At 34.3% G+C, this 20,190-nt stretch carries 12 protein-coding genes; 6 read left to right on the forward strand and 6 right to left on the reverse strand.

Annotated features, from left to right (window positions below; all coding sequences use genetic code 11):
* Window positions 1-702: 702 nt before the first annotated feature.
* The gene (locus ACP6PL_RS30300; RefSeq protein WP_426549088.1) at window positions 703-2,124 is read right to left on the reverse strand and encodes an NADP-dependent isocitrate dehydrogenase; all 1,422 of its coding nucleotides are present in this window, start codon (window positions 2,122-2,124) and stop codon (window positions 703-705) included.
* Between the two features lie 391 nt (window positions 2,125-2,515).
* Here ACP6PL_RS30300 and ACP6PL_RS30305 point away from each other — a divergent pair, with 391 nt between their 5' ends.
* Entirely contained in the window at window positions 2,516-3,292 is a 777-nt protein-coding gene (locus ACP6PL_RS30305) for a hypothetical protein (RefSeq protein WP_426549089.1), read from the forward strand.
* 122 nt (window positions 3,293-3,414) lie between these two features.
* Here ACP6PL_RS30305 and ACP6PL_RS30310 read toward each other — a convergent pair whose 3' ends face one another.
* Together ACP6PL_RS30310 and ACP6PL_RS30315 are read right to left on the reverse strand one after the other, a co-directional pair.
* On the reverse strand, window positions 3,415-3,885 hold the full coding sequence (locus ACP6PL_RS30310) for an FxLYD domain-containing protein (RefSeq protein WP_426549090.1): 471 nt from the start codon (window positions 3,883-3,885) through the stop codon (window positions 3,415-3,417).
* Window positions 3,886-3,922: 37 nt separating this feature from the next.
* Window positions 3,923-5,638 (reverse strand): flavin monoamine oxidase family protein, encoded by a 1,716-nt coding sequence (locus tag ACP6PL_RS30315; protein ID WP_426549091.1) that lies wholly within the window; start codon window positions 5,636-5,638, stop codon window positions 3,923-3,925.
* Between the two features lie 114 nt (window positions 5,639-5,752).
* On the opposite strand from ACP6PL_RS30315, the gene ACP6PL_RS30320 reads away from it, so the two are divergent.
* Both ACP6PL_RS30320 and ACP6PL_RS30325 read left to right on the forward strand, forming a co-directional pair.
* The gene (locus tag ACP6PL_RS30320) at window positions 5,753-6,643 is read left to right on the forward strand and encodes a PPC domain-containing protein (protein ID WP_426549092.1); all 891 of its coding nucleotides are present in this window, start codon (window positions 5,753-5,755) and stop codon (window positions 6,641-6,643) included.
* A gap of 1,091 nt (window positions 6,644-7,734) precedes the next feature.
* Window positions 7,735-9,360, forward strand: coding sequence for an AAA-like domain-containing protein (locus ACP6PL_RS30325; RefSeq protein ID WP_426549093.1), 1,626 nt, complete (start codon window positions 7,735-7,737; stop codon window positions 9,358-9,360).
* Between the two features lie 382 nt (window positions 9,361-9,742).
* Here the strand turns inward: ACP6PL_RS30325 and ACP6PL_RS30330 are convergent, their stop codons facing one another.
* Together ACP6PL_RS30330 and ACP6PL_RS30335 are read right to left on the reverse strand one after the other, a co-directional pair.
* Window positions 9,743-13,276, reverse strand: coding sequence for a WD40 domain-containing protein (locus tag ACP6PL_RS30330; protein WP_426549094.1), 3,534 nt, complete (start codon window positions 13,274-13,276; stop codon window positions 9,743-9,745).
* A gap of 870 nt (window positions 13,277-14,146) precedes the next feature.
* Window positions 14,147-15,349 carry an argininosuccinate synthase gene (locus tag ACP6PL_RS30335; protein WP_426549095.1) on the reverse strand — a complete coding sequence of 401 codons (1,203 nt, stop codon included), beginning with the start codon at window positions 15,347-15,349 and terminating at the stop codon, window positions 14,147-14,149.
* A gap of 535 nt (window positions 15,350-15,884) precedes the next feature.
* Here ACP6PL_RS30335 and ACP6PL_RS30340 point away from each other — a divergent pair.
* Entirely contained in the window at window positions 15,885-16,805 is a 921-nt protein-coding gene (locus ACP6PL_RS30340) for a glycosyltransferase family 2 protein (RefSeq protein ID WP_426549096.1), read from the forward strand.
* Between the two features lie 26 nt (window positions 16,806-16,831).
* Here the strand turns inward: ACP6PL_RS30340 and ACP6PL_RS30345 are convergent, their stop codons facing one another.
* Window positions 16,832-18,055, reverse strand: a complete 1,224-nt coding sequence (locus tag ACP6PL_RS30345; protein WP_426549097.1) for an SGNH/GDSL hydrolase family protein — start codon at window positions 18,053-18,055, stop codon at window positions 16,832-16,834.
* A 204-nt stretch (window positions 18,056-18,259) separates the two neighbouring features.
* Here ACP6PL_RS30345 and ACP6PL_RS30350 point away from each other — a divergent pair, with 204 nt between their 5' ends.
* Together ACP6PL_RS30350 and ACP6PL_RS30355 are read left to right on the forward strand one after the other, a co-directional pair.
* The gene (locus ACP6PL_RS30350; protein WP_426549099.1) at window positions 18,260-18,481 is read left to right on the forward strand and encodes a hypothetical protein; all 222 of its coding nucleotides are present in this window, start codon (window positions 18,260-18,262) and stop codon (window positions 18,479-18,481) included.
* 289 nt (window positions 18,482-18,770) lie between these two features.
* Entirely contained in the window at window positions 18,771-19,091 is a 321-nt protein-coding gene (locus ACP6PL_RS30355) for a thioredoxin family protein (RefSeq protein ID WP_426549100.1), read from the forward strand.
* The last annotated feature ends 1,099 nt before the right edge of the window (window positions 19,092-20,190 follow it).

The raw sequence follows: 20,190 nt of genomic DNA on the forward strand, positions 1-20,190 counted from the left end.
TTATTGCTCTATACGCAATAGTAGAGAAATTCTACTATCCACCTGCAAGATGGAGGAGCTTCAGGAAATGAAACTATTATTGCTCTATACGCAATAGTAGAGAAATTCTCACTATTCATCTCCATCTCGCAGGTGCTTCAGAAAATAATTTTATTATTGCTCTATACGCAATAGTAGAGAAATTCTACTATCCACCTGCAAGATGGAGAAGCTTCAGGAAATGAAACTATTATTGCTCTATACGCAATAGAAGAGAAATTCCCACTATCCACCTGCAAGATGGAGGAGCTTCAGAAAATAATTTTATTATTGCTCTATACGCAATAGAAGAGAAATTTCACTACTCACCTCAATCTCGTAGGTGCTTGAGAAAATGAAACTATTATTGCTCTATACGCAATAAAAGAGAAATTCTCACTACTCACCTCAATCTCGTAGGTGCTTGAGAAAATGAAACTATTATTGCTCTATAGGTAATAGAAGAAATAGTCGATAATGAATAATAGATAATCAATAGTAGACAATAAAAACTATCTCTAATTATCAATTATCAATTAAGCAGGTAAACAAAATTAATTACACATTTTAGAGAGTAAAACCCTTACTCTATGAGGCATTGTTTGTGTAAATAACTCTGTGTAAGTGCTTATCAATTATCAATTATCCATTATCAATTATCCATTATCCATTATCCATTATTAATTATTTAAAATGCTTGATAATTGCATCAGCAAATTCAGAACATTTCAAAGGTGGTACAGGTGGTTCCATTAACCTTGCCAAATCATAAGTTACCTCACCATTAGAAATAGCAACCTCAAGACCTTTCTTAACCAAATCCGCAGCTTCTTGCCAACCCATATATTCCAACATCATCACACCAGAAAGAATCAAAGAACCAGGGTTGACTCTATCTAAACCTGCGTGTTTTGGAGCCGTACCATGAGTTGCTTCAAAAATAGCACATTCATCACCAATATTGGCACCAGGACCCATACCTAAACCACCAACAATAGCAGCAGCAGCATCAGATAAATAATCCCCATTCAAATTCATAGTTGCCAGAATAGAATACTCCCCTGGTCGAGTTTGAATTTGTTGGAAAATACTATCAGCAATTCGGTCATTTACCATTATTTTATCTTTCCATTTTCTATCCCCATGACTATCCCAAATAGCTGCCAATACATTCTCAACTTCTTGGCAAATTTCAGCTTGTTTTTCTGGTGTTAAAGCATCATAACCAGGGTCAATTTTCCGAGCATTTTCCTCACTACTAATATTAGAATTTTCCTCCTTATTAGAAAGTATCCAAGATTCTCTTTCAGTAACACATTCTTGACGAAATTCTGTAGTTGCTAATTCATAACCCCAGTCACGAAATGCGCCTTCGGTGTACTTCATAATATTACCCTTATGTACCAAAGTCACCATTTGTTTAGACTTAGGTAAACGCAAAGCATTTTGGATAGCACGTTTTACTAAACGTTGGGAACCAGTTTTACTCACAGGTTTGATCCCAATACCAGAGTCAAGGCGAATTTGCTTTTTACCATGTTCAGGAGTAGCAGGAATTAAGTCTTTGTTTAAAATGTCAATCAACTTGCTAGCAATATCAGTTCCCTCACGCCACTCTATTCCTAAATAAATGTCTTCCGTATTTTCCCGATAAATGATGACATCTAATTTTTCCGGTGTTTTGTGAGGAGAAGGCGTACCCGCATAATATCTACAAGGGCGAACGCAAGCATATAGATCGTTAATTTGACGCAACGCCACATTTAGGGAACGAATACCTCCACCGATGGGAGTTGTCAGGGGACCTTTAATGGCAATACCATATTCTCTAATGGCAGCGAGAGTATCTTCCGGCAAATATTGGAAAGTGCCATATTTGTCACACGCTTCATCTCCAGCGTAGACTTTAAACCAATTAATTTTGCGTTTATTTCCGTAGGCAGTAGCGATCGCTGCGTCAAAGACTTTTTGAGATGCTGGCCACAAATCTACCCCTGTACCATCGCCTCGAATAAATGGAATAATGGGGTCATCGGGAATATTAGGTTGACCGTTACTGAAAGTGACTTTAGATCCTGTAGTTGGAGGAGTTATTTTTTCGTACATACCTTGATAGTCCTGGCTACAATACATTCCTTTGTGTCCAGATTATCAATGTATTATGGTATATGAAATATATATAAGATTTTTTTAGAATTTAACTGAAGGAAGAAGGAAGAAGGAAGAAGAAAAAAGGAAGAACTTAATTATTTTTGTAGATTTTCACCGGAAGATAGTAACATAAATAGCAAAATTTTTACGAAGATCATATATGTGCCAAAGAAGCCGTAGGGGTTTGGTCTCTAAACTCCTTATTTTCTAGTATTTTGATAATTACTGAGGATAGAATCTTATTTTCCAAGAAAGCAAGGGCATTTGATATTATATATTTCTATGTATCCAACTATGAGATTATGTTTTATAGTCTCTAAAAAGCTATTTATTTAATTATATTATTATGGTTGATTTTAGTATTTCATTATTAGCTCAAGGTTGTAATTCAGGTCTAAAAATAGCAGAATTAACTGGTTTTATAGAACCTTTAAATGTCAAAATAGACAAATTGATAAACAAAGAGTTGAATTCAGGTATTAGAGACTTACAAAGTAGTGAAAGAACCGATAATATCGAAAGCAAATTTTTTTATATATATGAAGCACGCAGGTGTTTTAGAAATGCTATAAGTTTGGAAAAAAATGAACGATTATGTTTGGCATATCTTGGATATATTTATTGTCTTGGTTGTATGAATGAAAGAGAAAATCTGAGACACGCCCTCAAAGAGTTTTCAAGCAAACATTTCCAAGTTAATTTTTGGGGTTATAAAACTTTCAAAGAAGAATTTGTGGAGATTTTTGTTTGCAGTGTACAATACCTACCTTTTAAGTTGAAAAATTATAAATTATTTCCAGAAGACTGTATACTTTTTGCTAAGTTGTGTTTATTATTATTCTTATTATTTATTCGACAATTCAATCCTCAGTACCTTAGACTTAGGATGAGGTATACAAGAAAAAAAAATGTAGAAACATTTAACGAACTTCCAAACAGAATCAAGTTCTTTCAACAACGAAAGATTGTACACGAACAGATAATCATAATTGCTGAAAAATTTCAAACAAAACAAGCAAAATATACAATTAAAGACTCAAGGAAAATACTAATGTTGATAGAAAAACAAATGCAAATATTTGACTTGCAGAAAGAGGCTTACAATTATGCAAATCAACTGTAAGCAATTGCCTCAATCAACAAAAAAATTCAAGCAAAATAATTTCTAATACTGTTAAGTACCCCCATATTATTTTTTTAACTTCTAAATTCTGAATTCTAAATTCTAAATTCTAAATTTCCTCTTTACTTCCATTCCACAAAAGTTGTTTCTACTTTAGCTCCTGGAGAAATATTACCTTTAAAAGATGCTACTTTTCCTGGTTCAACGGTGGCAGGTTGAGCATAAATATAACCATTATCAATAATATTACCTCCATCATCTAATACTTGATAATTTACTTTAATTAGTTTCACAATTTGACAGCTTTTGTTAGCAACTTTGCCTGTTAAAAAATTGCCATCATAGTTAACATTACTAATCGGTATTTCTGTAGCTTTAACTTCTTCTGATTTACAGCTAACTTTTTTAGTTTCATCAATAGCTTCTTGGTTGCCACAGAGATCGACTAAATTAATAGTTTTTCCCTCTGTAGTTTCCATATAGCAAATTGGGTTATCAAGCTGAGAATAATTTTGAGCTAATAAAGAGCTACCAGTAAAACTCCAAGATAAAAAAGCTAGTATGCAAATTTTAGTCAAAGATAAATTCTTCATAGTTAAACAAATTTTCTAACTAATTAAGCAGCAATTCCTACCTTGGTAATCTTGGTACTGTTGGTAAATTTCGGTTGTCACGAATATTATTAGCTCTAGGTCCTCGCCCTCGACGACCACCAGGACTTACTGATAAAGACTGTTTAATCCTTAGTGCTTCAACAGCAGGAGCTAAACCCAAATCATCTAAAATTTCCATCGCAGCTATTTCACCAGTCTCACAAGCACCCTCCATATAACCAGAAAAATCTAAAGAAGTGTGTTCGCCAGCAAAAAATAAATTGCCTACTCTTTCACCTTCAACACCAAAAAACTGAACATATTGCCCTGGTCGATAACAGGTATATGAACCCTGAGTATATAATTCTCCAGGCCAATAAGCGCGAGAGGCGCGACCGATGCGATCGCTACTTATTCCCGGATATACCAAATCAAGCTCTGGCAAAAAGCGTTGTGCATGGTCTTCTGGAGTCCCGCTACCTAAAACTACCCCTAAATTTCCACCAGCCAAAATTTCCAGTACACCCTCGGTAGTCGGACTTGTTGGCGCAACTTCTCGTGTATTTTGAAACCCTAAATCTGCATAAGTTTCCCCACTTGAACCAAACCGAGTCCGCCAAACTGGGTTATTAAAAGCGATATGTAACTTAGAATTTGTACCAAAACCGTAATTATCAATAGCAAATCTTTTGACTGGTGGTAGATCGACGTTGAGTTGAACCTGCCGGAGTACCGGAAAAGGTATAGTTAACAAAATTCTTTCATAAGTACGGTCAAAAGTCCTTTCTCCAGACCTCAAACTTACTCTATAACTACCATCTGACAAACTTGTTATTGCTTCTAGCACTGTGCTAGTTTCAATGGAACCTTGTAAAAGATTAGCAAGATTATTAATAATTTGACTATTACCACCAATAATTCGATAACGTTCGTCACTGGTACCGTATAATTGAAATGTATCGGGTTCAGTACCAATAACATATATTAGATTTAAACTCGACTGTTCCTGAGCATCTAAACCATAGAAAGCATTGTAAGCTACTCCAAGAAGCTGTCGCAAAGTTGTGCTAGTAGGAATACTTTCTAGATATTCGGCAATTGAAAGATTATCTATAGCTGCAGTAGGTTCGTCAAAAGTCGTATAATCTTCAAAATTATCAATTGCTATCAGAGTCTGATCTATTTGTTCGGCAACAGGGGCAAAATCATTAATAATTTCTTCTAGAGGAATACTCCTACCCTCAGCAAAGTAAATTTCTGGGATTAATCCTTCCTCATTCGCTACTAGATCAAATTCTGTCAATCCTAGTTCTGCCGCTAAGTCACGAATGCAAACATGGTCAGTGTCAATATAGGCAGCTCCTAACTCAGCATCAATACTTGTTCCAGCAATTTTAGAGATACTTCTAATCCTACCACCTACTCTATTCCTAGCTTCAATCACATTGACTGGTACTCCGGCTTGAGTTAGACGATAAGCTGCAGTTAATCCCGCAATTCCAGCACCTACTATTAATATAGGTGTTGTTTGAGCCATTGCCCTTTCCCCACCCTTGAAGAAATTAGACGCTGCCATTGCTCCAGCAAATCCTAAACCTCCTTGTAACAAGCGACGGCGAGTAGTCCGAAAGTTTCTACCTTTCGCTTCTCTCACCATCCCCAATAATTCATCAGTGGGAATACCTGTTTTTCTAGACATTTTGGCAATGCTATAAGCATGACGCAGCATTTTCATCAAGGAAGATTTAGCCATAGTTTAAATCCTTTAATTATTAAGTATTAATTTTGTATTTAATGTTTATAGATAAATATTATGACTGTAGTAAGATAACACTACCAATAAACTCAAAAGGAAAATTTTAAGATAATGTTAACTATTGACACTCTATTTGATGAAAATTTTTATTTGGCCTTAAATCCCGATGTTATAGATGAAATTGCTGCGGGAAATTTTAGTAGTGGATTAGAACATTTTCTAAATGTCGGTCAATTTGAAAATCGAGACCCAAACGCTTTATTTGATACTAGCTTTTATCTAGAAACTAATACTGGTGTACTTGCTGCTACTCAAGAAGGTAGGTTAACTGCAGTAGAACATTTTCTAGAATTTGGTCAATTTGAATTTCGCGACCCTAGTCCGATTTTTAATAATGCTTTTTATATCTCAGATCCGGAGTTAGCTACAGCATTAGAATCAGCAAATTTAACTCCTTTTGAACATTTTGTCAGATTTGGTCAATTTGAATTTCGTGACCCTAGTATTTTGTTTGATACAGGATTTTATCTTACTGAAAATCCTGATGTAGTGGAATTATTAAATAATGGTATATTTGCCAGTGCAATTCAACATTTTATTGTAGTCGGTTTGCCACAAAATCGTTTGAGTACGCCTCCAGATTTTCGAGATGATTTATTGAATCTTACTGATAATTTAGGTGTTTTAGGAACGGCAGGAGTGAATGATTTTGTTGGAGATGGAAATCCAGTTGATATTTATAATTTTATTTTGAATACTTCTAGTAGTTTAGATGTGGTATTAAGTGGTTTGAGTGGGGATGCAGATATAGAGTTAATTGAGGATATTAATAATAATGGAGTTGTAGAAGCTTTAGAAGTTTTTGCTGAGTCAAGAAATGTTGGCAATGTTGATGAGACAATAGCTTTGGATTTCTTGCCAGAGGGTAATTATTTTGTCAGAGTTTCTCAGTTTGACGGTAATACAAATTATTCCTTGTCTTTAGAAGCTAATCCAATTTAGATCGAATTTATTTTTTGATCAGAAATAGGGTTTGCTGATTAAATCTAAAAGCATTGTACAGATAAAGGCTGTAGCCTTTTTGGAGTGGAAAAAGCTCAAAAAGCCAGTATTTTGGGATGATTATAGGAGAAAAATCAAGGGAAAATTTTTCCGACTACCTCATCTATAATTCCCATTTCTTCTGACTCCTGATCCCCCTCAAGGGAGCTATGCTTTATAAACATCTTTCTTAACATAAAATTTGACATGCGCAGAGAAGTTATGCATTTGCTATTCAATGGATATTTAGGAAGAATAAATGTATTTAAAAATACGTTTTTTTTCCTGCAAGTCGTAATGAATGCGCTTACTCTCCCCCCACCTCCCATCTCCCCATCCCCCTATCAAAAAAGGGTTTTAGGAGTTCCTTATAAGGGATAGCTCTAGGGAGGGGTTAGGGGTGGGTTGACTCCTCCCCTCACTTATAAGATTTTTTCAGCAAACCATAAAGATTTTTGATCGACTTTCAATTAAAGTAGAGATGTTGGGTACAACATCTCTACTTATTTTGTAGAGATCATATATAGGAATCAGGAATCAGATGTGAGAATTGAAGTGTTTCTTAAAAGAAGAGATTATAGCAGTTATATTATTAATTTATATACATTTTTTCCTTCTTCTCTGTTCCCTGTTCCCTATTCCCGAACAATCTCGAATATCTCACAACTCAAATTATATTGCTATATATTTGCAATTATTAATGTACAGACTAATATCTTATCCCTAAACAACTAATAAAATTTGAAAAATTATCGATTTATTAACCTTTAATATCAAGTTCAGATAATCAGTTATAAAGAAACTTCATTTTAGATGTTCACGACAAATTTGGCTACATTGCTGTTGCCTATTTTCTATTTTTTGTTGTTTATTTTCTGTTTTATGTTGCCTAAAATAAAAAACTTTGGTAGTGCATCAATGTTGATAAAAGCTGTAGTATTAAGTTAATTAAAATTTTTTTCAAGATCAAAAATTTATATTGTACCTAATCCAAACATTAATACTGAATTAGTCAAATCTCCAATAGTAAACTCATTTACCTGATAACTGAAATGACATATCCAACTCAATCTCTAGAATTTCCCAGTGGTCCAGTTCCCCTTAATTCAAAATTTTATATGGAACGCCCCCCTATTGAAGAAGAAGCTTATAATGCTATTTGCCAACCAGGGAACGTTATCAGGATTCGAGGGCCGAAAAAAATGGGAAAAAGTTCTCTTGTGAATCGAATTATTGTTTATGCTCAAGAAATTAGCTACAAAACTGTCAATATAGATTTTCAACAAGCTGATGAGTCAGTTTTTAGTAATTTGAATAAATTTTTACGTTGGTTTTGTGCAAATGTTAGTTTACAACTGAAAATTGATAATATTTTAGATGATTTTTGGGATGAAGATATTGGTAGTAAAGTAAGTTCTACCCTCTATTTTGAAGAATATTTACTGACAGAAATTGAGACTCCAATTGTTTTAATCTTAAATGAGGTAAATATATTATTTGAACATATCAAAATTGCTCAAGATTTTTTCCCTATGTTACGCTTTTGGTACGAAAAAGCCCAACAAAATGACATATTTGAAAACCTGAGATTGATAGTAGTTCACTCCACAGAAATTTATATTAAGTTAAATATAAATCAATCTCCATTTAACATAGGATTACAAATTAAGCTCCCAGAATTTAATCTAGAACAAATTAAAAAATTAGCACTTGTTCACGGACTAGATTGGTCAGAGGGAAATGAAGCAGAACAATTAATGGCAATGGTAGGGGGACATCCTTATTTAGTACGTCTAGCTCTTTATTATTTATGTCAACAAAATATGAGTTTAGAGCAGTTGTTATTAGAAGCTCCTACTCATACTGGAATTTATAATAACCATTTACGAAATTTATGGGAATATTTACAGGAAAAACCAGAACTTTTAGCTGCATTTAAAAAGATTATCAGAGAAAAAAATAGTATCCGTTTAGAAAATATACTTGTTTACCAGTTAGATAGTTTAGGCTTAGTAAAATTAAATGGCAATGAGTGCATATATTCTTGTGAGTTGTATCGGATTTACTTCCAGGAAGAAATTAACAGAATGGAACTAGAGAATCAAGATCGCCTCGAACAATTAGAACAAGAAAACAAAAAGTTAAAAAATTTGGTCAATATTGACTCTCTAACTGAAACTTATAATCGCCGTTACTTCGATGAACATCTGAATTTAGAATGGCAAAGAATGGCTCGCGAACAAATGCCCTTATCTTTGATTTTATTAGATATTGACTGTTTCAAACTTTATAATGATACTTATGGGCATCAAGCTGGAGATAATTGTTTACAAGAAGTTTCCCGAACAATCTGTAATTGCTTGAAGCGACCAGCAGATATAATGGCACGTTATGGAGGTGAAGAATTTGTCATAATTTTGCCTCAAGTTGATACAAAAGGTACATTTTATGTAGCTACAAAAATCAGCAATGCCATTAAATATTTAGGAATTAAAAATATTAAATCTAAGGTGACACTAGGTATTGTTACTGTTAGTATGGGAGTAGCTTGTACTGTTCCTAATTATCAAGATAATCCTGCTATATTAGTTAGGGCAGCGGATGAAGCACTTTATCAATCTAAAGAGCAAGGACGCGATCGCATTAGTATTAGTCCTTTTCTCAATTTTGGGGAGTAATACTGTTTCACTAAATTGAGAATTGAGAATGCCAGATTTGCGATTGCTAAAAACTTTGATAAAACAACAGTTTCAGGCAATTATTTGACATTTAAAGTTTGAAACTATTTGTGACATCCTTAAAGTGAATTGGTATTAAGAGTCAAGATGAACTGGGAGTTACAGAAGAAGTGGTCGAAAAATAGCCCCTTAATTTTTCTGTTTCCCTTTACCTCAAAATCTTCACTTTTTGAGCTTTTTTCACCCAAAAACTGGTACTTTTTCATCACCTAAAATCGCCAATACCTTTATCTGCCAGTTTTTTGATATTTAATCAGGAAACCCTAATTAATCCCCAAAGCTTTAAAGCCTCTCCTAATAATTTATAATTATCCATTATTCATTAATGACATAAACCTCTATCACTTTCTTCAATTTCACTATTAGTTTGCAAATAATTACGCACCCAGTTACAAGCATAGGTTAGTTCATCTAACTTGAGAATATTTTCTAGATCCCAAATCATGCCTTGTTTTTGGCTCACCGAGGCAATTTGTTTACCATCTGGACTGAAGGCAATTCCATTTATGGTTGTGGTGTGTCCAAACAGAGTTTTGAGCAACCTACCATCTTTATGCCATAACTTAACTGTATTATCTGCAGAAGTAGTTGCAATTATCTTTCCATCAGGACTAAAGGTAACTTCCCAAGTAGGAGTCTCGTTATTTTCGATGCTCTCGATCAGTCCTCCGTTCCTCTCCCAGAGTTTAATTGTGCCATCTTCAGAAGCAGAAGCAATTATCTTTCCATCAGGACTAAAAGCAACCCCCCAAACTGATGCACGATGACCGCTCAAAGTTTTCAATAATTCTCCTTTTCTAGACCAGAGCTTAACAGTAGAGTCCATAGAAGCAGAAGCAATGATTTCGCCATCAGGACTAAAAGCTATTCCTACAACTGAGTTAGTATGATCCTTTAAAGTATTCAATAACTCCCCATCTTGACTCCAGAGTTTAATAGTAGTATCCCATGAAATTGTAGCTAAAGTTTTACCATCAGGACTAAAAACAATTCTCCAAATACCTTCTTGATGTCTAGTATCAATAGTCTTCAGGAGTTCTCCATCGAAAGACCAAAATCTCATTTTTCTATCATCACTAGCTGAAGCTAAAGTTTTACCATCAGGACTAAAAGCAACTCCACAAGTTCTTCCTTCATGTCCTGTCAGAGTTGTTATCAATTCACCATTTCGATGCCAAAGTTTAATTGTTTTATCTGACGAAGTAGTAGCAACCACTTTACTATCAGGACTAAACGCAACCCCGCAAACCCTATTACGATGACCTATGAGGGGCAAAAATAAACTGCTGAATGGCTTCCATAATTTTACAGTTTGATCTGTGGCAGATGATATTAAAGTCTGACCATCAGGAGCATAAACAAGTCCCCACACTTTATCCTGATGACCAGTGAAAGTTTTGAGTAACTGTCCGTCTAGAGACCAAACTTTAACTGTTTTATCGTCAGAAGCAGAAGCTAAAGTTTTACCGTCAGGACTAAAAACTACTTTCCGAACTACGTCTGTATGACCCCTAATAGTTTTAAGCAACCTGCCATCTTTGTGCCAAAGTTTCACTGTTTTATCCGCAGCAGCAGATGCTAATATTTCCCCATCTGGACTAATAGCAACGTCGAAAACTACTGTATTATGTGCTTTCAAAGTTCTTAATAACCTACCATCTTGATGCCATATTTTGACAGTTCTATCTGTGGAACTGCTAGCAAGTGTCTCGCCATCAGGACTAAAAACAACCGCCCAAACTCTTTCCTGATGTCCGGTGAGGGTTCTAAGTAATGTGCCGTCTCGATGCCAAAGTTTAACAGTGCTATCTCCTGCAGCAGATGCGATAGTCTCTCCATTGGGAGAAAAGGCGACTCCATAAACTTTGGCATCATGCGCATTCAGAACTTTGTGTAATTTGCCATCTTGATGCCAGAGCCTAATTTTACCATCTGCTGTAGCAGATGCGATGATTTTATCGTCGGGACTAAAAGCTAATTCCCAAATTGCTGTAGGATGTTCAAATATAGTTGGCAACAACTTACCATTTTTCTGCCAGAGTTTTATAGTTTTTTCATCATTGGTAGCCATCATTTCTCCATCATTGCTGATAGCAATTTTTAATGTTCGATGTTTATGCCCAATGAGGCGGTTATATTCATCTGCTGTATATATAGCTCTTTGCAATGCTAACTTTACTTGAGCTTCTATTTCTGGCTGTAGCTGATTTTTGTAACGATACTCTTGTAACTTTTTTTGTGCTTTTATTGCTTGTATCAATGCGTCTAATTTCTGTTCTGATGCAAAACTCCCCTTTGCAGCAGCAATTAAAGCTTTAATTTCACTAAGTCTGGCTTGATTTTCACTTTGTAATGCTTTACGATATTGCTGAAAAGTTATTACTCCTAACCCGACAGTAACTAATAATGCCATACTTAATGTTCCGAGTAAAAATCTTTGAAGTTTGGCTGTTTTTTTCTCTTGAATAACTTTTTGTTTTTCTGCTTCTAATCTTTTTTGTTCTTCTATTAACCTAGCTTCTACTTCTTTAGTTCTTGCAGCTTCTAAATTTAATTGCACCTGTTCTCTATCTAATGCCACGGAAGCAGCCAAAAATTGATAATCTAAATCACTTAAACTTTTACCATGTGCCCACAGTTGAGCATCAACTAAAGCATTTCCTGTTAATAGTCGTGAACTATCCTGTTTTTCCGATTTTATCCAAGCATCAAAAGTCTGATTATAAGGTCGCAGTAAACTTAATTTTTGATTTACCCATTCTAAGTTAAATACTTCTTCATATATCCGATTTTTGACCTTGATAAATCCTGATTCTTTGACGACCAAACCAGACAAAATTAATTCTATTTGTTCCTGATTATCGTCTACTCTTACTTCTTTGCCTAAGAGAATTTCATTATATATTCCTAATAATCTTCCCAACTTTTCTGGATAATACTCTATGCGGTTTTTAATAGTTCTTAAATGTTCTGGTTCGTCTTGAGATTCCCAGTTATATAAAACCTTTGTTCTGACAATACTCTCTACCCAAAATGCTTCTTGTCCTGGTGGAATTGTGACTATTCCTGCTGCTGCATCGTGACTGGTAGTTACTACTAAATCGCATAACTTTTGTGTGAGAAATGGTTGCCCTCCTGTCCATGCTAAAATTTGTTGGAGGATTAATTTAGTATTGCCTTCTTTAACTTCTAATCCAGTTGCTAATGGAGCTATTTCTTCTAGGGTAAATCCATGTAATTCTATCGCTGTACCAATATTAAATGGGGTTCTTTTCCGGTCTTGGATTAAATCTGATGGTGTGGCAACTCCAAATATGGCAAAAGTTATGCGATTATATTCTGGGTTAATAGCCCTTTGATTATAACAGTAACGAATCAAAGTAAAGAAATCATCTATAGGAAAACCTAAACTGAGAATACTATCAATTTCATCAATAAAAATACAAATATTTTCTGTGGGAAATTCTACTAAAAGTACATCAGAAATATATTTACTTAATTTTTGTAATAACGATATTTCTCCTATTTCTTCCCACCATTTTTTTAACGGAACTTTCCTTGTCAGTTTGAAACTACGAGAGAGGTCAGTGACTATACCTTTATACCATTGTAGAGGTGTAATATTTTCACTGCCAATATTAGTCATATCTACAGTGGCACATTTAAAGCCTTCTTCTTTAAGTCGATCTTGAGTGCGGACTAATAGGGAAGATTTACCCATTTGTCGGCAGTTAAGAACGTAACAAAATTCTCCTCTTTTTAAAGCTTGATAAATTTCAGTGTCAGCTTTACGAATAACATAAGTGGGAGAATTTGTATTTAGACTACCACCTACCTGGTATATGTAATTAGTCATAATTAATCTGCTATATAAAAAAAGTGCTGTAAGTTGCGTTTATTTATGCTTAGATTATGTCCGGTTGAATAGTTATAATTAAAGTTTGTAGTAGGGCTTCAGCCCTATCCATAACTTATGGCTAAAGCCCTACTACAAACAAAAACTTTTCTATCACTGATTAGAAATAACTAGAGATGATTCAGGAGTCATATCAAGTCCGGTAGCATCAGTATTGTAAGTAAGGGTAAGGAAGAAGGAAGAAGTAAGAAGGAAGAAGGCTTAAAAGCTGGAAAAAACTTAAATTTCCTGTAGATATTTACCCTAACTTTTACACAAACGATACCAGCGGACATGATATCAGGAGTCATAAAAAATGGTTTGAATATAATTTTTTAGGTCAGAAATTATCTTTTTTGTAAAAGGGATATCTCCTTTAAAGTATTTTATAGCAGTTTTCATTAATATAGAGTACAGAGATTTGGGTTGAAAGGAAGAAGGCTTTAGTTATCTAGGAGAGAAGGAAGAAATTTTGTAGTCTACCTTTGTGAAAACCGCTATAATAAGACTGATTATTTGTAACACTTTTTTCAAACTGGTATACCAATCCTATTTCAATTGTAATATTTTTAAAGTTTGTAATAGGGCTTCAGCCCTAAGTATATATCGGGCTGAAGCCCTACTACAAACAAAAACTTTTTTATCAGCGATTATCCGGACATGATATTTAGAAAAAAATACAAAATAGCTAAAATATCCTCAAGCATTTCAGTTTCTGGAGAAAAATCTTTGCTATTCAAAACTAAAGGAAGCAATCTCACGATTTTTAGAGATTGCTTCCCTACAGAAAAAAACTATTCAACTAATCAAAGTTAAAAAATCGCCAATTTCTTAACCTCGAAGTTTCTCTGACCAAACACGAGTCGGCAAACCCCAAACATAAATAAATCCTTCCGCCGCTTTATGGTCAAACTCATCCTCCGCACCATAAGTTGCTAAGTCAAAACTATACAAGGAATTACCAGACTGACGACCAACAACCATCGCATTACCCTTAAATAACTTCACCCGCACAACACCAGTCACCCTTTCCTGAGTCTGCTGAATAAAAGCATCCAACGCGCCCTTCAACGGACTAAACCACAAACCGTTATAAACCAACTGACTGTAAGTTTCCTCAATACCACGCTTATAACGAGTTACATCAGCAGTCAAAGTTAAACTCTCTAAGTCACGGTGCGCTTGAATTAACACCCACATTGCTGGAGACTCATAAATTTCTCGTGACTTAATCCCCACTAGACGGTTTTCAATCATGTCAATTCGACCAATACCATGACTTCCCGCTATCTGATTAAGTTGAGTAATCAACTCAATGCCACCTAAACCTTGACCATTCAGACTAACAGGAATACCTTTCTCAAAACCAATCTCTATATATTCTGGTTCGTTAGGAGTATCGGCGATCGCCTTGGTCATTCCATAAACTTCTTCTGGAGGTTCTACCCAGGGATCTTCCAACTCACCAGCTTCTATCGCCATCCCCAATAAATTTTTATCAATACTGTAAGGGGAAGATTTTTTCACAGGAGCAGGAATGCCATATTTTTCACCATAAGCAATAGTCTCCTCCCGACTCATTCCCCACTCCCGCGCAGGTGCTAGAATTTTAATTTGAGGATTTAGTGCAGCAATAGCAACATCAAACCTTACTTGGTCATTACCCTTTCCCGTACAACCATGAGCAATAGCATCAGCACCATATTTTTCTGCTGCATCTACTAATATTTTGGCAATTAAAGGTCGAGCTAATGCTGTTGCCAGAGGATAGCGATTTTCATACAGAGCATTTGCTTGAATAGCGGGAAAAGCATATTCTTTAATTAAAGGTTCAATAACATCTATTACTAGAGATTCTACTGCACCCGAATCTAATGCTTTTTTCTGAACTGCTTCTAACTCATCTCCCTGACCTAAATCTGCAGCAAGGGTAATAACTTCTTTGACTCCCCACTCATTTTTCAGGTAGGGAATACAAACGGAGGTATCTACTCCACCAGAATAAGCAAGTACAACTTTATTGGCACGACTCATGGATTTTTCTGTAAAATTAACAACTGAGTTTTGATTATCAGACTAAAACTATATGATTATTGTCAGGTAAAGTACAGATTCTTGAGTCTATCTTAATAGTTGGACTTACAAAAGTGGGAAATATAGCACTATGCGAAATTGACAAGTCAGTAGGGGTGATTTCCGTTTGTCATGCTCCGCATTGATGTCGGCGAGAGCCGAAACGCTGCGCGACATGAAAAGTGAAGCTTTGCAGAATGCAAAACGTGAATCACCCGTACAAAAGTCAGAAGTTATAAGTAATCAAGTAATCTCTGACTAAGTTTTCGATACCTAAATGCTGTGCAAACAACATTTAGTAATCTCGAGGCGCTATGTATGCTTCGACTGCTATATAGTCTGACAAAGGAGATGATTTAAGGAGTTTGTCAAGGGCAATAGTTATAGAATAGTTTTTTTATATTCTGGGACTTTACACTTCATACCCCACTATTCAAGAAAAAGTATAAATTTTTCTTAAGTCTTTATTTCCCTTTTTATCCCACTCAGGAGAAAAATGTTTTTCAGTGTAATTATTCCTACTTATAATCGCAAACAAATTTTAGAAAAATGTCTTCGCGCTCTGGAAAACCAGATTTACGACCAACTTATCTCCCAATATGAAGTAATAGTTGTTGATGATGGTTCGACAGATGACACTATCTCTTGCTTAAAGGCCAAAGCAACGGAATTTCCTCATGTCCAACTTTTGGTTCAATCTCACCAAGGGCCAGCAGCAGCTCGAAATTTGGGGGTTGAAAAGGCGAAAGGAGATTTTATTATTTTTATTGATAGTGACTTGGTGGTGACAGATTCTTTTCTACAATCACACGCAAATAGTTTAGTTAGTTCAGGCTCAGACAATGTATTTACTTATGGCAGAGTAATAAATACTTGTAATTTTGATTTTCCTACTTCAGAGCCTTATAAATTAACAGATTTTTCAGCAGCTTTTTTTGCGACAGGAAATGTGGCGATCGCTCGTCATTGGTTAATTGAAGCAGGGTTCTTTGATGCTCGTTTTCAACAGTATGGTTGGGAAGATTTGGAGTTGGGAGTTAGGTTGAAAAAATTGGGTTTAAAATTAATTAAATGCCCGGATGCTGTTGGTTATCATTGGCATCCTCCTTTTTCTTTAGAACAATTACCAGGAATGATTGAAAGAGAAATTCAAAGAGGAAAAATGGGAGTTTTGTTTTATCAAAAACATCCAACTTGGGAAGTTAAAATGATGATTCAAATGACTTGGATACATAGATTTTTATGGGGGATTTTGTCATTGGGTGGCAAATTAAATGAAAAGACAATGGCTATTTTTTTGCAATGGTTAATTGACCGAGGAAAATCACAGTTAGCTTTGGAAATTTCTCGGATATTTTTAAATTGGTATAATGTAAAAGCTGTTTACGCTGCTTATGGAAATATAGAGAATCTATAGTTAAAATTAAGGGGATATTACTTTTTCTATTGTTTTATTAAAGCAGAATCAACTATTGTTTTCTTATCCTTCATTAAAAGATTACTTTCTAGTAGCAAATTAGCTATATTAAGAGCTAACATCTCATTCATTTTTGCAGAATAATGAACCTTATCAACATATAGTGGCTCTTGTAATTTTTCTTGTATGTCTGCTAACCAAAGAAAATTATCCCCTAAAGGTTTTTCCTCAATAAGTTTCGCCATATACTGATATCCGTATTTTGAGTAACTGTGTTTGCCGAAATGGTTTCCAGCAAATAAATGGTAATTCAGGTTGTATTTGTAAGTAGGGACTGGTTGCCATACAAATACAGGGGATACATTATAGGCAGCAGTTACTGCCTCAATTAGTTTTTTATTATTTAGGTATCTATTAACTATATTATCAATTAGAGATTTATCATTGTATATATCTTCATCAAAATCTTTCTCTTTCTCTTTTTCTTTATTTGTTAAATTTGTGCTAACTCTATCTTTGAGAAATTTAGCCAGTTTTGTCATTGGCAATTTCTTCAATAGCGACAACTCCAAACTTTCTTTTTTTCCTTCAGCATCGACAAAGGATTGGAATCTTTTTGTATACAAAGGTCGATCATTATAATAATAAAAGTCATTTAAGCCATCTACAAAAACTGCCACATCTGGAATGAAACCTGAAACCAAAAGTCTTTGTAAAAGTATCAATTCTTGAGTAGAATAGTAATTTCCTCTACCAAAGTTATAGACTTTAACATTACGTTCTAGCTTATTTGAAAGAAACTCCTGTAAATATGATGCTACAGTTTGCTCATCTTTGACTCCATACCCAAATGTTGTAGATCCTCCAAAAATAAAGATATTAAAATTATTCCTATTTGGAGGCCAAGCACCCTGATTTTTTGTGATTCTGAAGCCATTTAAACTAACATTAACATAAGTCCCAGAATAAGGTCTTTCTTTAAATTGTGTAAAAGCTTCGTAGATATATTTCCTAGACCAAGTTTCATTTAGCAATTTCTCCATAGCTTCTTCACTCAAATCGGGATAAACTTTTTTTAATTTAGGATTGCCATATTTTCTAGATACTGGATTACTTGTAAAAGAAAAAGATTCTTGGATTTGAAAAATTCCCCATAATCCAATATTGAGTATTGCGAGAAAGACAAAAGTATTAAGTAAAATCAAGGCTAACTCTTGATAAGCTTGTAATAATTTTTGTAATTTTTTCATGGCTAAAATTATGGCTATTTGATTATAAGTTATAGGATCAATGTGTTCAGATAGAGGAAAATTAAATCCTAGACATAGGAGTGAAAAAGATCGGGAAAATTACAGTTAGCTTGAGAAATTTATCAAATATTTTTAAATTGCTATAATGTACAACCTGTTTATACTGCTGATGCCAATATTGAGAATTCTAGTTAAGAAGAGATAATGATTGAACCAGATTTTCCTCATATTATGCTTACTTTTGAATATAAAGGTTGGAAGGTTGAAATTGACCAAGGTGAAATGAATGGATATCCTACTTATGCAGTTTGGGCTAATTATAAATTAGGTTGTGTTGTTGCAGTACCTTATGCTTCTTCTCGACAAGAGGCAGTTAAACGTGCCAAGCAATGGATTGATGCTCGAAATAATCAGAAAATAATTTAGACGATCTATCTATAGCAATCCTATTTTAGTTGTAATATTTTGGTGGTAGGAGCGATTCACGAATCGCTCCTACAGGAGTCATAATTTTAAAGATTTTTCCTTTAGATTAACTGTTATAAAAATTTTCACAACCAATTTACGATTGCTATATAAATCTATAGAGTTTCTCGAAGCGATCGCTAAAACTTATTTTTCTTCTTTCCTAAAAACCTAGAAATTAATAGCTTACCAGGAGAATAATTCCTATGTGATGTATGATGAATAATAATTAATCATATCAGGTATTTCAATGAGTACAGCAACTTATATAAATGACGGTGAATTTGATACACTTTTAACTTCTGAGGAAATCTTTGTCGTAGATTGTACTGCATCCTGGTGTGGTCCATGTAAGAAAATTAGTCCTTACATTGACCAGCTAGCTGAAGAATATCAAGGTCGTGCCAAAGTAGTTAAACTTGATATTTCTGAAAACAAAGAAACTGCCTCTAAATTCAGTATTCGTAGTATTCCGGCAGTGATGTTTTTTAAAAGTAGTGAACTTGTGGAAAATATAGTTGGGGTTTCTCCTTATGAAACTTACAAGACAGCACTTGATAAGTTACTTTAATTGTTCTATTAAGTAAGTCAGCTTTAAAAATTATCGTTTTTTTTTAGTGTTTGAGAGCTACTTAATTTATTGAATTTATTGCTCAACTTTTTTAGCGATCGACTGGTAATAGAAAATCTCAAAAGTTTGCCTAGATATCTTGAAAAAAAAGTTTTTGAACCTAGGTAAAAACACAAAAAAATTGTTTAATTTACTACAGCTATAGGGAGGTTCCTAAGAACCTCTCTACTCTCCTCAATCTTCATTTTTTTCTATTAGACATCTCCGATAATCAAAAATAAAATCAATTATAGCCTAGAAATAATCAATTATTTCTCCCTACTCCCTACTAGCTCTTTTCCGGAGAGGTATATTAAGTAAGATTTGCTGAATAAATCTGAAAGTTTCTACAGATAAAGCTTTTGGCATTTTTAAGTCTGGAAAAAGTGCGTTTATTTGAGTTGAAAAGCCTCAAAAAGTCAGTATTAACAGCAAGATTTGGACAGAGAAATTGAGGAATAGTTCTAACTCCTGCCTTCTCTACATTCCCCATTCTTCCTGTCTCCTGTCTCCTGTCTCCTACCCTTACTCATAAGACTTGTTCAGCAAACCCTAAGTAAGAATTGCTACATAAATCTATAACTAATAGATATCATAAGTTGAGAAGTGCTGCGAAAGCTTGAAAAAAGTGCAATAAAATGACTAAAATCTAGCTCAAAAACCTGGGATTTTGGGCAAAATATTTGCTGATAGCTGACTGCTAAGAACTGAATGCTTACTAAAACATTCATTTTTAGAAATCGTATAAGTGAAATGAAATATAAGTTGGTAACACATATAAATGATTCTAGACCGCAGCAATAATTTCAATAATCCATAATTCAAGGATATTTATTTCGCTTACCGAATAATTAATAATTAATATATTAAATAATTCACCCTTTAAAGCCTCTCCTTTTTAAGGATAAAAAAGTACCAGGATATTTCCTGATATTCAATTCCCGTATGGTTTTAACCAGAGGTAATTATCCATTATCAATTATCCATTATCAATTATCAATTATCCATTATCCATTATCCATTATCCATTATCCATTATCCATTATCCATTATCCATTAT

Origin of the sequence: Dapis purpurea BLCC-M126 (genome assembly GCF_050015975.1) — a bacterium.
Classification (GTDB): domain Bacteria; phylum Cyanobacteriota; class Cyanobacteriia; order Cyanobacteriales; family Microcoleaceae; genus Trichodesmium.

Excerpts from the sequence above, each read along its gene's own strand:
- ACP6PL_RS30310 (WP_426549090.1), bottom strand. The coding sequence starts at position 3,885 with ATGAAGAATTTATCTTTGACTAAAATTTGCATACTAGCTTTTTTATCT.
- ACP6PL_RS30320 (WP_426549092.1), top strand. The coding sequence starts at position 5,753 with ATGTTAACTATTGACACTCTATTTGATGAAAATTTTTATTTGGCCTTA.
- ACP6PL_RS30300 (WP_426549088.1), bottom strand. The coding sequence starts at position 2,124 with ATGTACGAAAAAATAACTCCTCCAACTACAGGATCTAAAGTCACTTTC.
- ACP6PL_RS30325 (WP_426549093.1), top strand. The coding sequence starts at position 7,735 with ATGACATATCCAACTCAATCTCTAGAATTTCCCAGTGGTCCAGTTCCC.
- ACP6PL_RS30345 (WP_426549097.1), bottom strand. The coding sequence starts at position 18,055 with ATGAAAAAATTACAAAAATTATTACAAGCTTATCAAGAGTTAGCCTTG.
- ACP6PL_RS30355 (WP_426549100.1), top strand. The coding sequence starts at position 18,771 with ATGAGTACAGCAACTTATATAAATGACGGTGAATTTGATACACTTTTA.
- ACP6PL_RS30330 (WP_426549094.1), bottom strand. The coding sequence starts at position 13,276 with ATGACTAATTACATATACCAGGTAGGTGGTAGTCTAAATACAAATTCT.
- ACP6PL_RS30340 (WP_426549096.1), top strand. The coding sequence starts at position 15,885 with ATGTTTTTCAGTGTAATTATTCCTACTTATAATCGCAAACAAATTTTA.
- ACP6PL_RS30350 (WP_426549099.1), top strand. The coding sequence starts at position 18,260 with ATGATTGAACCAGATTTTCCTCATATTATGCTTACTTTTGAATATAAA.
- ACP6PL_RS30315 (WP_426549091.1), bottom strand. The coding sequence starts at position 5,638 with ATGGCTAAATCTTCCTTGATGAAAATGCTGCGTCATGCTTATAGCATT.
- ACP6PL_RS30335 (WP_426549095.1), bottom strand. The coding sequence starts at position 15,349 with ATGAGTCGTGCCAATAAAGTTGTACTTGCTTATTCTGGTGGAGTAGAT.
- ACP6PL_RS30305 (WP_426549089.1), top strand. The coding sequence starts at position 2,516 with ATGGTTGATTTTAGTATTTCATTATTAGCTCAAGGTTGTAATTCAGGT.